This is a genomic window from Kitasatospora sp. NPDC022785 (genome assembly GCF_055561295.1).
In genome coordinates, this window is the sequence record NZ_JBVHHB010000025.1 from 108,460 (window position 1) to 123,487 (window position 15,028).

Consider the following 15,028-nt stretch of genomic DNA (forward strand, 5'->3'; position numbering starts at 1 on the left):
CCGTTCCCCGCAGCGGCCCCGGCGCGCCGGCCGGACACGGCCTAGGATGGCTCCCATGGCCGACCACTGCTCCGCCCAGCCCCACGAGGACGCCTCGTTCCTGTCGCTCGCATCGAGGAACTCCGTGCTGTCGATCGGCTCGGTCGGTTCGGTGCTCTCGATCGGGTCCGTCGGTTCGGTGCTCTCCATCGGCTCGGTGGGCAGCGCCCTGTCGGTGGGATCGCTCGGCTCCGCCCTCTCGCTACTCTCGGCCGGATCCTGGCTGAGCACCGGCTCGTTGCTCTCCGCCGGCTCCCGCTGGTCGGTGCTGTCCTGGCGCTCGACCGGCGGGTTCCTGACGGCCGGGGCGATCGCTGCGGCAGCCGGCGCCACCCTGCTGGCCACCCGCCGGGAGCCCGCGAAGGCCCGGTGACCGGCCGACCGGGGTGCACAGGAGGGCCGGCCCGCCCACCTCGCCCGAACGGTTCCCCGGCGGGACGCCCGTCGGCACGGTGCCGGGCCCGAACCCGCCGAGTCCCCTACGGGGCACCCGGGGGGCATCCCGGGGGCGGTGGGCGGTCCCCTCAGGCGCACCCCCTACTCTCCTGAGCTGACGTCAACTCCCCTTCGCCCGAACTACCGTCCTGGGTATGACCGGAACCCGCCGCACTGCCGCCGCGGCAGCCCTGCTGCTCGCACTGCCCCTGTCCCTCGCCGCCGCCGCTCCGGCGCTGGCCGCGCCCGCGCCCGGCACCGTCGCCACCGCACCGGCCACCCTGCCGGCGGCCGACCACGCCGAACTGCCACGCCCGACCGGCCCGTACGCGGTCGGCCGGGAGATCCTGCACCTCGTCGACCAGGACCGGACCGACCCGTGGGTCCCGGCGGCGGGCCCGCGCCAGCTGATGGTGTCGATGTACTACCCCGCCAAGCGCGGGACGGGCGGGCCGGCCCCGTACATGACCCCCGAGGCCGCCCGGCTCATGCTCGACGGGAAGGTGCCGGGCAACACCATCCCCACCGAGGCCCTCACCACCACCCGCACGTGGGCGGAGTCCGACGCGCGCCCGGCCCCCGGCCGGTTCCCGCTGGTGCTGCTCTCCCCCGGTTTCACCATGCCGCGCACCGAACTGACCAGCCTCGCCGAGGACCTGGCCAGCCGCGGGTACGTCATCGCGCTGATCGACCACACCTACGAGAACACCGGGACGACCTTCCCCGACGGGACGACGCTCCCCTGCGTCATCTGCGACCGGTTCCCCGAGGGCGGCCCCGAGGCCGTGTCCGCGAGCCGTGCGAAGGACATGTCCTTCGTCATCGACCGGCTGACCGCCCACCCCCACCCGGCCTGGCGCTACGCGCGCATGATCGACTCCAACCGGATCGGCACGGCCGGGCACTCGCTGGGCGGTGCGGCGGCCGTCCCGGCCCTGCTCACCGACGACCGGATCCTCGCCGGGGTGAACCTGGACGGCACCATGGACTTCGAGGTGCCCGCGACCGGGCTCGACGGCAAGCCGTTCATGATGCTCGGCCACCCGCTGGACGACGGCGGGGAGGACTCCACCTGGACGCGGAGCTGGGCCAACCTCGACGGCTGGAAGCGCTGGCTGACCGTCGCCGGCTCCAACCACGGCACCTTCACCGACGTCCCGCTGCTGGCCGAGAAGTTCGGCATCCCCAGTCCGCCCGGCACCACGATCTCCGCCCAGCGGTCGGTGGAGCTCACCCGGTCCTTCGTCGCGGCCTTCTTCGACCTGCACCTCAAGGGCGTCGAGCAGCCGATCCTGGACGGGCCGACCCCGGGCAATCCGGAGATCGGCTTCCACTCCCAGGCCCGGTGATCCAGCCTGCGACGGGGCGGTGAGGGAGGCATCGGGGCCCGCGTCCGCAGGGGCCTCCGGTGCGCCTCCCGTGCGCCGCGGCTCCCCGGGTGCGACGGAGGGAGGGAGGGCAAAGAGGAGAACCCACTCCTTGCCACTCTCAACTTATAGCGCACCGGGGGGCTTGCGGCAAGGCCCCCGTGGTGGGGCAGAATCGCGGGCCGAGGCCACTACCTGCAGAAACGGGAGATTCACAAGGTGCGTGTGTTGTCGTCGGTTGACGGGTCGTGCAGTGACGTCGAGGCGGGGGTGGGACTCGCGCCGCAGCTGTGGGCGCTCGGCGCCGAGATGCGGGAGTGCGCGCAACCGGACTTCGCGGGAACGACCTCGGATCGGAGCTGCTGACATGGACCCTCTGACCACCAGCGCGTTCGACCTGCCCGACCGTCTCTCCGCCAAGGCCGCCCCTGCGCTGATCTCCGCCGACGATCAGCACTTCGCGGCGATCGAGGAGAGCCTGGAGCAGGCGATCGCCGAACTGTCCGACCGTCTCGACGAGGTGCGCAGGACGCCCGGCGGCATCGGCCGGGAGGCGATGGACCGGGACACGGAGATCCACCGGCTGTCCGGCCGCCTGCGCGCCCTGCGTCGCTTCGGCCTGGACCTGTGTCTCGGGCACGTCGTCGGTGCGGACGACTCCGAGCCCGTCTACATCGGACGGCTCGGCCTCACCGACAGCGACGGCCACCGGCTGCTGCTCGACTGGCGCTCCCCCGCGGCCGAGCCGTTCTTCGCGGCGACCCACGCCAACCCGATGGGTCTGGTGAGCCGACGCCGGTACCGCTGGACCCGCGGCCGGATCAGCGACTACTGGGATGAGGTGTTCACCGCCGACGGGCTGGAGGGGCACGCCGCGCTCGACGACCAGTCCGCGTTCATCGCCAGCCTGGGCGGCAACCGGTCGTCCCGGATGCGGGACGTGCTCGCCACCATCCAGGCCGACCAGGACGCGATCATCCGCGCGGGCTCCCGCGGCGCTCTCGTCGTCGACGGCGGTCCGGGTACGGGCAAGACCGTCGTCGCCCTGCACCGCTCCGCCCACCTCCTCTACTCCGACCCCCGTCTCGGTCACCGTCGGGGCGGGGTCCTGTTCGTCGGTCCGCACCAGCCCTACCTCGCCTACGTCGCCGACGTCCTGCCCAGCCTCGGGGAGGAGGGCGTGCAGACCTGCACCGTGCGCGAGCTCGTCGCCGAGGGCGCCAAGGCACCGGTCGAGACCGACCCGGAGGTGGCCCGCCTGAAGTCGTCCGCGGACATGGTGAAGGCCATCGAGCCGGCCGTCGGCATCTACGAGGAGCCGCCCACCGAGGGGATGACCGTCTCGAGCCACTGGTCGGACCTCTGGCTGTCCGCCGACGACTGGGCGACCGCGTTCGAAGCGGTCGAACCCGGCACCCCGCACAACGAGGCGCGCGACCAGATCCGCGAGGAGCTGCTGACGATCCTGATGGAGAAGGACGACAGCGACGCCTCCCCCGAGCTGCTCCGCAGGTCCCTGCTGCAGGACCGGGACTTCATCAAGGCCCTCAACCGCGCCTGGCCGATGCTGGAGGCGACCGACCTCGTCGGAGACCTCTGGACGGTCCCCGCCTACCTGCGCAAGTGCGCGCCCTGGCTCAGCCGCGACGAGATCCGCGCGCTTCAGCGCAAGGACGCCCAGGCCTGGACGGTGTCCGACCTGCCGCTCCTGGACGCCGCACGGCAGCGGCTCGGCGACGCCGAGGCGTCGGTCCGCAAGCGTCGCCACGAGGCCGCCGTCGCCGCCGAACGTGCGCGCCGGGCCGACGTCATCTCCGGCCTGCTGGAGGCCGACGACGACGGCGAGGGCGCGGTGACGATGCTGCGCGGGCAGGACCTCCAGGACACCCTGATCGACGAGACCGCCCTGCCCGCCGCCGATCCGGACCGGCTCGCCGGCCCGTTCGCGCACATCGTCGTGGACGAGGCGCAGGAGCTGACCGACGCCGAGTGGCAGATGCTGCTGCTCCGCTGCCCCTCGCGGAGCTTCACCATCGTCGGGGACCGCGCCCAGGCCAGGCACGGGTTCACGGAGTCGTGGCAGGAACGGCTCGAACGGGTGGGGCTCGACCGGATCACCATGGCCTCCCTGAGCGTCAACTACCGGACGCCGGAGGAGGTCATGGCGGAGGCCGAGCCGGTCATCCGGGCCGCGCTCCCGGACGCCAACGTGCCGACCTCCATCCGCAGCAGCGGCATCCCCGTGGCGCACGGGTCCGTCGCCGATCTGGACTCGGTCCTCGGCACCTGGCTCGATGCGCATGCCGAAGGGGTCGCCTGCGTCATCGCCGCCGGTGACCTCGACGACGGCGCGTTCCGGGCATCGCCCCGGGTCCGGTCGCTGACGCCCGAGTTGTCGAAGGGGCTCGAGTTCGACCTGGTCGTCCTCATCGACCCGGAGACGTTCGGCGAGGGCATCGAAGGAGCGGTCGACCGCTACGTCGCGATGACCCGGGCGACCCAGCGGCTCGTCGTCCTGACCACTCCCTGAGCCCGGCGAGGTCCTCGTGATCGCCACTGCGACGATCACGAGGACCACCGCCGACGGAGTCCGCCACCACGACGGGCCCGGCGCTCAGCCGTGCCCGTCGACCAGGTCGACCGCGGCTTCGGCGAACGCCCGGACACGGGCGGTACCGCGGTCCGCCGGCCAGATCAGGCCCCACTCCAGCGGCGGGGCGTCACTGATCGGTACGTAGGCGACGTCGGGGCGTGCGTAGTAGCGCCTGGTGTGCGCACCGACGGCCAGGGCCCCCTGCCCGGCTCCGACGAGTGTGAGTGCCTCCTGGAACGTCCCGGCTGCCGGGCCGGGAGTGACGGGCATGCCGGGCGTCGCACTGCGTGCGACGCCCGGCGACCGGACCGACTGCCGTGACGGTACGGCAGCGTGATCCGGCAGTTGCACCAGGCGGACGCGGGCCAGGTCGTCGACCGGGACGCTGCTGCGACGGGCGAAGGGGTGGTCCGTGGAGACGGCGAGCATCCACGCCTCGCGCACCAGCACCGGGCCATGGGCGATGCCGGGTTCGCCGACGGGGAGGGCGCTCAGCGCGAGGTCCACCTCGCCGGAGTGCAGCCAGTGCAGCAACTGCCCCGCCTGCACCTCCCGGATGCGCACCTCGCAGTCGGGGACCCGCTCGCGGAACAGCTTGGTCACGCCGGCCAGGAGTTGTGCGCCGGCCGCGCTGACGAAGGTGACGTGCAGGGTGCCGGACACGCCTCGTCCCGCCTCGACCGCCCGCTCCACCGCCGTCCGCACACCCGCCCAGGCAGGGCGCAGCTCTTCCTGCAACTGCGCGCCCGTGGAGGTGAGTTCGACGCGGCGGCTGGTGCGGCGGAACAGCGGCACACCCACCCTCCGCTCCAGCTTGCGGATGGTCTGGCTGACGCGGGCGGTGGTCACGTGCAGCCGCTCGGCGGTGCGGCCGAAGTGCAGCTCCTCCGCGAGCGCCAGGAACGCCTCCACCTCGTGCCGCTCGATCACGTGCCCCTCCTGCCGTTAAGCCCGGGTTCACGATCATTGCGCACACGGCCGTTGGTCGCCAGTGATCACTGCGCCAGAGTGGGTGACGTCGAACACGACGTCAGTCACTCACCGGAGGACACGATGGACACCACCGCCCACCACGCCCTGGCCGCGAAGCCCGCCGACACCGCCGCGGTGGTCGCCGAGCTGCGTGACCGCGCCGAAATCACCGACGCCCTCTACCGGTTCGGCCTCGGCCAGGACCTCAAGGACCGCGAGCTGTTCGCCTCGGCCTTCACCGCCGACGCGGAGCTCGACTTCCGCCCGGCCGCCGCACGCTGGGGCGGCAAGCCGCCACTGATGAGCGGCCGGGACACCATCGTCGAAGCCATCCTCGCCATGTTCACCGGCCGGGTGGACACCACCCACCAGGTCACCAACCCGCGGATCACCGTCGACGGGGACACCGCCCGCCTCACCGCGCTCGTCGAGGCCCAGCACCTGCTCACGGCCGACCCGGGCATGCACGCCCTGCTCAAGAACCCCTACACCGTGGACCTGGTGCGCGACGGCAGCCGCTGGCTCATCCGCCGGATGCGCATCGACAACACCTGGTTCACCGGCGACCCCGCCGCCGTCTTCGGCGCCTGACGGCAGCGCGGCCGGATGCGGCGGCCACCGGCCTGTGCCGGGGATGCGCCCTGGCTCCCGCGCTCGCCCGCCCCCACCCGCGAGGCCGTCCCGTGTCCCCGTTCAGGGGGTCGTGGGCCGGTCGGTGCCCCGGCCCGACGGCGCGCCCTCCGCCGGTGGGCGCCGGCGGGCGGGCACAGTGGTGGGGTGATGGCACAAGAGGCGGTGCCGGAGGAGCAGCGGGCGGGCTGGTTCGAGCTCTTCTTCGACCTGGTGTTCGTCGTCACCGTGAGCGTGCTGGCACACGACCTGCACGGCGATCCCGGAGCGAAGCAGTTCGGCACCTTTCTGGTGCTGTTCTTCCCGGCCTGGTGGGCCTGGGCCAACCTGACGGTCACGATCAACGTGTTCGGCTCCGACCGTCCCGGCAGCCAGGCACTCCTGCTGGCCGCGATGCCCGCCCTCGGGCTGATGGCAGCCGCGGCGCCGGACGGGCTGGGTGACCGGGCGTGGGCGTACGCACTGGGGGCGGCGTGGGTGCGGCTCGCGTTCTTCGGCATCTGGTTCGGCCGGGCGCGGCAGCCCGGCAGTCCGCTGCCGCTCTGGCGGCCGGTACTCTACTGCCTGACGCCGGCCGTGCTCTGGGCGGTCTCGGCCGCGGTGCCGAGCCCGGGGAGGTTCGTGCTCTGGATCGCGGCGGTCGTGCTGGAGGTGACGCTGTTGGTGATCCGCGCCGGCATCACCACGGAGTTCTACGCCCGGCTGTCCACCGAGCACCTGGTCGAGCGGATCGGCCTGTTCGTCGTCATCGTGCTCGGGGAGAGCGTCTTCACCGTCGTCGTCACCCTCGCGGACCATTTCACCGGCCCGTCCGGCGCCGCGGCGCTGCTCGCTTTCGTGGTGGTGGCCGAGCTCGCGATGATCTTCTTCGTCTGGGGCACCACGGAGGCCGCCCGCGGACTCCTGCGGGCGCAGGCCGGCGGGTCGGACCGCGCCATCCGCGACACCGTGATGTACCTGCCGTTCGTTCTGGTCTCCGGTATCACCGTGATCGCCGCCGCCCTCGGCACCGCGGTGGCCGAGCCCGACCATCCGCTGCCGCCCGGCTCCCGGTGGGCGCTGTGCGGCGGCATCCTCGCCTTCTACTCCGCCAACGCCGCCATCTCGCTGCGGTACGGGGATGCCCTGCGTACCGTTCTCGGCTGGTACCTGCCGTGCCTGCTGCTCACCTCGGCAGGCCTGGTTCCCGCGTCGGTTTTCCTGCCGGCGTGGGCCGCCGTGGGCTGCGCCGCCGTCGTGGTGTTCGCGCTGGCCAAACTCGCCAAGCACCGCAGCGCCGCCCGGCGAGGAGCCGCCGGAGGGGCCGCCTCGTAGGCGGCCCCCTTGCTCCGGAGCGTCAGCCGCGGCGCCAGACCGAGCTGCGCCAGGCATGGCCGACGGCCCGCTCGCCGAAGAGACCGCCGTCCGCCCTGTCCGGCCCGTCCGCCCCGGGGCCGTAGCCCGGGCCGGCGCCGGCCACCGCGCCGCTCACGTAGCAGTCGTCGCAGCCGAGCGCCGCGGCCCAGCGGAAGCCCCGGGCTTCGAGGAACCGCCGCAGGACCGCGCGGGAGGGCGACCAGTTGTGCTCGACGGTCAGGACCCGCACGGTGTACTCGTCGAAGGGGAAGCTGCGCAGGATCGTGAGCTCCGAGCCCTCGGTGTCGAGGCTCCAGTAGTCGATGACCGGCGGCGCGCCGTACTCGCGCAGCACCGAGCGGACGGTGCGGGCGGGCTTGCGGACGGTCGGCGGCGGCCCGCCGGGCGCGGCGCCGAGGAGGCCGCGGGCCCGGTCGAGCAGGGCGGGGTGGTACTCGTCGAGGATGCCGCCGATGGTCCCGGCCTCGACGAACTCGACGTCGTCGTCCCGCTCGTAGAGGCAGCAGTTGACGCAGTGGCAGGACCGGTTGGCGACGAGCTCGGCGTACAGGGCGGCGTTCGGCTCGACGCAGATGCCCGTCCAGCCGAACGCACGCTCCAGCACGCGGGTGTTGCTGACCACGACGCCGTCGGACGCCCCGGAGTCGAGGAAGAAGCCGCCGCGCAGGCCGTTCAACGCCCGGAGGACGAAGCGGTCCTGCCCGTACTGCGAGGTCACCTGCGGGCGCCGCGGGCGCGGGCGAACGCCGCCGAGCGCCAGGCTCCGGTGGCGGCCGCCGCAGCCGTGCGGGCGCCGATGTCCGGGTCCGCCTGCGGGTTGCGGTGGTGGACGTCGTCGGCGCGTTCGCCGTAGAGCATGGTGATGTTGATCCGCCGGTTCTCGTAACCGGGTTTGAAGCGGACGCCGGCGGTGCCGTGGAAGAGGTCGGAGTTGAAGACGATGGCCCGGTTGGCCCGGTAGGGGATCTCGACCGAGCGGACGTGCCGGCTGCGCAGGTAGGACCAGATGACGTCCGGGCTGCCGTTGTAGGTGTCGAAGTCCCAGTCGGGCGGGGCGTCCGCGCGGTGCACCAGGAGCCCGCCGCTGCCGGGGTCGAGGTTGGCCTCGGTCGGGGTGATCCAGAAGTTGACGTTGACGGCCGCGAAGTCGGCGTGGGTGTTCCCGCCCGGGGGGAGGACGTGACCGTTCTTGAACGCCCAGAGCTGGCGCAGCGGGTACCGCGCGCCGATGACGCGCGGCAGCGCGTGACGGAGTTCCTGGGCGATCTGGAGCAGCAGCGGACTGTTGAAGCCGTCCCGGAAGAACGCGCCGAGCCGGCCGTGCGCGTAGCGGTTGGCCGACCAGACGGTCGACTCCAGACAGAAGGACCGCAGGCTCTCCAGGGCCTGCGGGGTGAGGAGGTCGTCGATGACCACCACGCCGGCCTGGTCGCCCAGGTAGCGGCCCTCCACCTCGGCGGGGTCCCAGCCGTCCGAGAGCGCCCGCTCCAGCCGGGGCGCGGTGCCCACGTGCACGAGCCTGTTGTAGACCTGCCCGATCGCCTCCTCGTCCGCGCCGGTCAGCGGCACCTGGCCGGACACCCCCTGCTCGGTGAGCCGGTCGGCGATCCGTCGGTAGCGGTCGATGACGGCGTCGAAGCCGCTGCCGAGCAGGCCGCGCTCCCGCAGGTGGCGGAACTGCTCGATGTCGTGGTGCAGCTTGGGGACGGACAGGTAGGGAACGGGCACCGGGGGCAGGGCGCCCTCCCCTGCCGCGGTCGGGCGGCCCTGCGGGTCGAGGCCGCTACGCCAGCGGGCGTGGGCGAAGAGGCGGCCGTAGTCGCCGCCGAGGGCGAGGTCCCCGGCGTCCAGTGCGCGCCAGGCCGCCCGGTCCAGCCAGGCGAGGTTGCCGGGGGTGGCGACGTCGGGCCGGTCCCACAGGTCGAGACACTGGTCGATCCGGCCGCTGCGGGCGAGCCCGGTCGTCAGGTCGCGGGCCTGCGCGGCAGGGGTCGGTCCAGCGTTCACCGGTTGACCCCGGCCGGGCCGAGCAGGCCCCGGTCACGGAGCCGGGTCGCGAACCGCATCAGCTCCGCCAGGGCCACGGAGTGCTGCCCGGCCCCGAGGAGCTCCCTCAGGTCACCGAGGTCCTCCAGCATCGAGACGTGGGTGCCGCTCTGTTCGGTGAGGGGCTCTGTCCCCCCGCCGCCCGTCGAGATGTGGGTACCGCTCTGCTCGGTGAGCGGGTCGGCGGCCTCGGCGGCGGCCGACACGTGGGTGCCGTTCTGCTCGGTCAGCGGGTCGGCGCCCGTGGACATCTCGGTCGTGGCGAGCTCGCGGAAGACCTGGCTGCCGACCAGGACCGACGGCACGAAGGTGTCGAGGCCGACGATCGGCTCCTGGTCGGCGGAGCTGCGCAGCAGCGCCCCGACGACGTGCTCCGCGCGGTGTTCGACCACCGCACGGCCGAAGTCCACCAGCAGCCCGTCCGGCCGGCGGCCCTCGCGGCGGTGCGTCAGGATCTGTTCGCGGAGCCAGCGGACGAGGTCGGGGTTGGACATGACCGCGTAGATGAAGTGGTTGGCGGTGTCCGCCTGCTGCGGTGTCAGCCTGGAGCCGCGCACGTACTCCGCGAGGATCTGCGCGGGGTCGGTGACGAACTGCTCGCGCAGCAGGAAGTCCGTCGACATCGCCTTGAAGAGCGCGTCCAGGCGCCGGGCCACCGCGGCCTCGCGCAGCGTCGGCGTCCCGTTCTCGGTGTTCCCCATCGTGTCCCTGCCTGTCTGGTGGTCGGTTGCCGGTGCCGGCCGGATGCCACGGGGGCACCGGCCGGTGCGCGGGTGAACGTACTCGGAGGGCCCTTCCCCTCGGCGGATCCGGCGCGCGACTCCCCGGAGGTTCCGGCGAACGGGCCCGGTCGGGCCCACGGCCGGGCGCCGGTGGCGAGCGGGAGGTCCTGGACGACCGGCTCCGGGCGGCCGGTGTCACAACCGCAGGATGTGCACGAAGAAGGTGCCCCGCCCGTCCTCGATCAGGTGAACGGGCACGCACCCCGCCTCTTCGTAGACCTCCACCCAGCCGGCGCGGTCGCCCGGGGGCACGCCCTGGCCGGAGATGACCTGGACGACGTCGTGCAGGGCGTGCATGCGCGGCCACGGCGGCTCCCGGCGGCCGACCTGGCCGTAGTAGTCCGCCACGATCAGCGCGCGGCCCGGGAAAAGCTCGCGCAGCCGCCGGAGCCAGGCGACGGCCGCGGACGGGCCGTCCGCGAAGAACTCGTTGAGCAGGCTGGTGGCGGAGAGCGTCTCGACCTGGTCCCTGACCTCGGCCGTCAGGACCTGTTCCAGGCGGGAGCAGTCGCCGTGGACGACCGTCACCCGGCCGGCCAGGCCCGCTCCGGCGAGCCGGCGGCGGGCCTCCTCGCACATGGCGGCGTTGGCATCGACGCCCCAGCCGGTGAGGTCCGGGTCACGCCCGGCCAGGTCCCGGAGCAGCGTGCCCGCCCCGCAGCCGAGGTCGAGCAGGCGGCCGAGACCGAGTTGGACGATGACCTCGGCCATCAGCCCGAGCGCCGGGGAGCGGTCGAGCCCGGCGAAGGCGGCCGCGTGCCGGGCACGGTCCACGGTGGCGGCGGCGTGCAGGGGCTCGCGCAGCAGGGCGCGCAGCTGCCGTGCGTTCGGCCCGTAGGCACCGATGTACTGGTCGAGCAGGCCGCGGGCCTGCGCGTCGTACTGCGGTGTGGCCCGGTAGCCGTCGGGGGTGCGTTCCAGCAGTTCGGTGTTGGCCGCCGTGTAGTCGAGCAGGGTGCGCAGCCAGGCGGCGTCGAGTCCTCTCCGCTCGGCCAGTGGCTCGGCGGGGCCGGGGCGCTCCAGCGCCGCGAGGATGCCCTCCTCGTGGAGGGCGGCCACCGCGTGCGCCAGGTGGAACCCCTCGACCAGATCGAGGGCGGTCCGGCGCTCAGCCATGGACGCCCGCCTCCGCCCGCCGGCCGGAGGGGACGATGACCCCGGTGTCGGCCAGCTGCCGCAGGTGCTCCGCCCCGGGCTCCCAGCCGCCGGTGAGCTCGCCGAGCGCGGTGCGGACCTCGTCCATCGTCCGGGGCTCGCGGAACAGGCTCAGGACGGCGTGGGTCGCCGGGTCGATCGCGTAGTCGCGGCAGTCCGCGTCCGCGGCGAGCACCACGCGGCAACCGACTCCACCCGCCTCGCGCTCGCCGAGCGGCGGGCCGCCGGCCGGCAGGGCGGCGATGCGCCCGAGCAGTGCGGCGCAGTCGTGGATCCCGTCGAACAGGACGGCGCGGGGCGCCAGCGAGTACCGCAGTCCGTCGTCCTCGGGGGCGGCGGGCCGGGGTGGCCGGCCGGCCGCGCGGAGGTCCCGGACGTACCGGACGAGCGAGTGCGTGTGGTGCCCCGCGCCGAGCGCGTCGGCGACGAAGGCCCGGACGAACGCGGTGTCCACCGGGTCTGCCCATCCGGTGCGTTCGTGCCACTGGCGGGCCCGGCGGGTGAACGTGCTCAGCCGGCCGTCGAAGTGGCGCAGGAGGTAGGCGGCGACGGTGTGCCCGAGTTCCGTGACGGCGCGGTGCAGGTCAACGGCGAAGACGTGGTGCTCACGCGGCATCGCGCCCGGGTAGTAGTGGTACGTGGGGAAGAGGTCCGGGTGTTCGCGGACGCAGGTCTCGTCGGCCTCGTCGAGGAGCCAGCCGTTGAACTCGGTGCGGTAGCCGTCGTATCGCACCCGGTCGCCGAGCGCGGCGTGCTGCGCGGTGCCGGGTTCGGGCAGCAGGACGTGCAGCTGGGTGGTGCAGGCCTTCCGCGGCCGGCGCAGGCAGTCGCCGAGGAGGTCGAGAGTGGCGTCCTGGTCGGCGGGTTCCTCCTCGGGGTGGCCGGTGATGAAGGAGACCGTGGCGGCGATGCCGAGGCGTTCGGTGTGGTCGAGGACCTCTTCGAGGAGGCCGAGGTCCAGTCGCTTCTTGATGACCTGCTGCAGGCGCGGCGACCCGGTCTCGATGCCCAGGTAGAGGGCGACGCATCCGGCCTCGGCCATCCGGTCCAGCAGCTCGGCGTCCACGCAGTCGACCCGGGCGGAGACCCGCCAGGTGTAGCCGCGGTCGCGGACGGCGTCGCAGAAGTCCAGCACCTTGCGGCGGTTGACCGTGAAGAGGTCGTGTTCGAGCTTGAAGTCCCGTGCGCCGTACCGGTGGTGGAGCCGGTCGAGGTCCCCGACCAGTCGGGCCGGGGACTTCAGCCGGTACGAGCGCTGGAAGAAGGTCGCGGTCGAGCAGAAGGTGCAGCTGAACGGGCAGCCCCGGCCGGCCTCCACCCGCAGGTAGTCCAGCGGGAGTTCGTCGACCGGGTACAGGTCGTAGGCCGGCTGTGGGAGGGTGTCCAGGTCGGTGACGAGCGGACGCCCCTCGGTGGCCCGCACCTCGGCACCGAACGGCGCCGGCCGCCACGAGACTCCGGGGATGTGGGAGAACCGGCGGTGCTCCAGGGCCTCCAGGACGAGCGGGAGGGTCTCCTCGGCCTCGTGGCGCACGACGACGTCGAAGCAGGCGAAGCGGTCCAGGATCTCCCGGTGCAGCATGGTCGCGTGCGGGCCGCCGAGCAGGACGGGCAGGTCGGGCGCGGTGCGCTTGAGGTGTTCGGCGACCCGCAGCGCGAAGATGAAGCTGCAGCCGAGCGTGGTGAAGCCGATGGCGTCCGGCCGGCCGGCGAGCAGTGCGTCGGCCGCCCGCCGGTACAGGGAGGCGTCGTAGTCGAGTTGCCCGGACCGGACCAGGCGCTTCGGGTCGTACACGGTGACGTGGTGACCGGCCCGGCGGGCGACGGCGGCGAGCGAGACCAGCCCGAGGTGGGGGTGGACGTCGAGTGCGCCCAGGTCGTGGTGGCCGGGCAGGACCATGTTGTCGACGAGGATCAGGCGCACGGGCTCTCTCCGATCGGGGGTGGGGCCGCGCCGGCGAAGGTCAGCAGGCGCAGGTCGGTGAAACCCTGGAGGACGGCGAGCAGACCGGCCGGATCACAGCGCTCGCCGGTGGCCGCGCCCAGCCGGTCGGCGAGTTCCCCGACGGTGGCGTGGCCGTCGACCAGGCCGAGCAGGTAGCCGGCGAGCGGCGTGATCTCGGTGACCTGCACCCGGTGGGTGTGCTCGTCGCGCCAGTAGAGCAGGGTGGGGCCGTCCTCGCCGCGGCGGACGGCAGACTCGACGGCGCCGGATTCGATCAACCGGGCGAGCGTACGCGGGTGGTGGCGCGCCTCCCGGACCGTGAGCGCGCCGGTCACGCGGGGTACGGAGTCCGGTCGTGGCGCCCCGGGAGCGGCGAAGGGCCCGCCGACGGCATGGCGCAGCCGCTCGACGGTGAGCTCGTGCCCCAGGGCGTCCAGCACCACGGCGTGCGCCGGGTCGTCGGCGGCGAGCCGGCTCTCCAGGAACCCGGCGAAGGCGGTCAGCCGCCGGCGCAGGTCCAGCCCGCCGCGCCGGGCCAGGAGCGTGAAGTGGGGCGCGTAGTCGGCGAACACCTCGATCTCCAGGTCGGCCCGGGCGAGGGCGTCGAAGGTGAGCGGCAGGACGGGGCGCAGTGGGTTCTGGCGCACCATCGTGACGAAGCCGGCGAACCTGCGCAGGCCGTCCAGGTCGAGGGAGCGGGTGATCGCCGCGTGGTCGTCCTGCCCCGCTCCCCCGGCCGCCGGCCAGGTGCCGATGATCCCGGGGTCCGCGAGCCCCGCGGCGATGTACGCGTGGACGCGGGGCGCCGCGAGCAGGTGGTCGCGCTCCGCCGCCGCGCCACTCTCCCCGCTCACGCCTCCACCAGGTCGCGCACGCGCCGGAACTGCTGCTGGAGCAGGGAGAGTTCGGGTGGTTCCGGTGCCCAGTTGTACTCGAAGGTGACCGCGCGGGGCCGCGCCCGTCGCACGGCCCGGGCCAGCAGTGCGAAGACCGGCTCGGGGGCCGGCTGCGCGTGGTCGTCCCAGGCGATCCCGGACTGCTTCTTCAGCCCGGAGAGGTGGAACTCCACCACCCGCTCCAGCGGGAGCCGTTCCAGCTCGCGAGCGGCGTCGAAGCCCATGTTGGTGGCGGAGATCAGGAAGTGCGTGAGGTCCAGCAGCAGGTCCAGCCGGTCGTTGCGCTCGCACAGGCGACTGGTGAAGTCGACCAGCGACATGGTGCTGCCCGGCACCTGGAAGTACTGGGGCGGGTTCTCCAGGATGATCGGCACGGGATAGCGGTCCTGGAGGGGCTTGAGGTTGTCGAGGACCTGCTCGAGGGTCTGTTCGCTCAGCTGCGGGCAGACCGTGTAGCTGAGCGAGGTGGGGTCGGCTCCCTCGGCGCCCGGCCCGGCGGCCTCGGCCCGGATGTAGGCGAGGTGCTCGCCGATCCAGGGGGTGCGCGTGCGCTGCCGCCACCGCTCGATGGCCTCCAGCGTGCTCTCCTCCGGCGGGACGAAGCCGCCTACCGACATGCTCGCGCAGTGCAGGACGAGCGGGATCTGCCGCTGGATGTCCGCGGTGGCGGGGGCGTGCCGCAACTGCTCGAACGGGATCTCCACATAGTCGAGGGCGCCGGGCAGCCGCTCGACGAGCTCCGCGACGTACGGGCTGTGGGCCAGCCCGACGGCGGTGCCGGCGCGGTCCGGGTCGAAGTACTCCACGCGTGT

Annotated in this window: 13 protein-coding genes; 5 read left to right on the plus strand and 8 right to left on the minus strand. The window is 73.4% G+C overall.

What is annotated here, in order from left to right:
- Positions 1-55 precede the first annotated feature (55 nt).
- From ACZ3YO_RS31105 to helR, 3 genes are all read left to right on the plus strand, one after another.
- Entirely contained in the window at positions 56-412 is a 357-nt protein-coding gene (locus ACZ3YO_RS31105) for a hypothetical protein (protein WP_465575960.1), read from the plus strand.
- Positions 413-629: 217 nt separating this feature from the next.
- Entirely contained in the window at positions 630-1,823 is a 1,194-nt protein-coding gene (locus ACZ3YO_RS31110; RefSeq protein WP_465575963.1) for an alpha/beta hydrolase family protein, read from the plus strand.
- A 385-nt stretch (positions 1,824-2,208) separates the two neighbouring features.
- Positions 2,209-4,371, plus strand: a complete 2,163-nt coding sequence (gene helR, locus ACZ3YO_RS31115) for an RNA polymerase recycling motor ATPase HelR (protein WP_465575966.1) — start codon at positions 2,209-2,211, stop codon at positions 4,369-4,371.
- 84 nt (positions 4,372-4,455) lie between these two features.
- Here helR and ACZ3YO_RS31120 read toward each other — a convergent pair whose 3' ends face one another.
- Positions 4,456-5,364: a LysR family transcriptional regulator gene (locus ACZ3YO_RS31120; RefSeq protein ID WP_465575969.1), complete on the minus strand. Its 909-nt coding sequence runs from the start codon at positions 5,362-5,364 to the stop codon at positions 4,456-4,458.
- 123 nt (positions 5,365-5,487) lie between these two features.
- Between ACZ3YO_RS31120 and ACZ3YO_RS31125 the strand changes: the two genes are divergently transcribed.
- Both ACZ3YO_RS31125 and ACZ3YO_RS31130 read left to right on the plus strand, forming a co-directional pair.
- A complete protein-coding gene (locus ACZ3YO_RS31125; protein WP_465575971.1) occupies positions 5,488-5,997 on the plus strand; it encodes a nuclear transport factor 2 family protein in 510 nt (169 codons plus the stop codon).
- A 189-nt stretch (positions 5,998-6,186) separates the two neighbouring features.
- The gene (locus ACZ3YO_RS31130) at positions 6,187-7,350 is read left to right on the plus strand and encodes a low temperature requirement protein A (protein ID WP_465576027.1); all 1,164 of its coding nucleotides are present in this window, start codon (positions 6,187-6,189) and stop codon (positions 7,348-7,350) included.
- Between the two features lie 22 nt (positions 7,351-7,372).
- Here the strand turns inward: ACZ3YO_RS31130 and ACZ3YO_RS31135 are convergent, their stop codons facing one another.
- The 7 genes from ACZ3YO_RS31135 to apyH form a co-directional block, all read right to left on the minus strand.
- Entirely contained in the window at positions 7,373-8,110 is a 738-nt protein-coding gene (locus ACZ3YO_RS31135) for an FkbM family methyltransferase (protein WP_465575973.1), read from the minus strand.
- Positions 8,107-9,399, minus strand: coding sequence for a phytanoyl-CoA dioxygenase family protein (locus tag ACZ3YO_RS31140; protein ID WP_465575976.1), 1,293 nt, complete (start codon positions 9,397-9,399; stop codon positions 8,107-8,109). Before ACZ3YO_RS31140 ends, ACZ3YO_RS31135 begins: the two co-directional genes overlap by 4 nt.
- Positions 9,396-10,139, minus strand: a complete 744-nt coding sequence (locus tag ACZ3YO_RS31145) for a hypothetical protein (RefSeq protein WP_465575979.1) — start codon at positions 10,137-10,139, stop codon at positions 9,396-9,398. Before ACZ3YO_RS31145 ends, ACZ3YO_RS31140 begins: the two co-directional genes overlap by 4 nt.
- Before the next feature lie 216 nt (positions 10,140-10,355).
- Positions 10,356-11,336 (minus strand): RiPP biosynthesis methyltransferase ApyS, encoded by a 981-nt coding sequence (apyS, locus tag ACZ3YO_RS31150; RefSeq protein WP_465575981.1) that lies wholly within the window; start codon positions 11,334-11,336, stop codon positions 10,356-10,358.
- Positions 11,329-13,299: a RiPP biosynthesis radical SAM protein ApyD gene (gene apyD, locus ACZ3YO_RS31155; protein WP_465575983.1), complete on the minus strand. Its 1,971-nt coding sequence runs from the start codon at positions 13,297-13,299 to the stop codon at positions 11,329-11,331. The genes apyS and apyD overlap by 8 nt, the downstream gene beginning before the upstream one ends.
- Complete coding sequence (gene apyI, locus ACZ3YO_RS31160; RefSeq protein WP_465575985.1) at positions 13,290-14,174, minus strand: RiPP maturation protein ApyI; 885 nt, start codon at positions 14,172-14,174, stop codon at positions 13,290-13,292. Before apyI ends, apyD begins: the two co-directional genes overlap by 10 nt.
- The gene (apyH, locus tag ACZ3YO_RS31165) at positions 14,171-15,022 is read right to left on the minus strand and encodes a multinuclear non-heme iron-dependent oxidative enzyme ApyH (RefSeq protein WP_465575987.1); all 852 of its coding nucleotides are present in this window, start codon (positions 15,020-15,022) and stop codon (positions 14,171-14,173) included. The genes apyI and apyH overlap by 4 nt, the downstream gene beginning before the upstream one ends.
- Between the last annotated feature and the right edge of the window lie 6 nt (positions 15,023-15,028).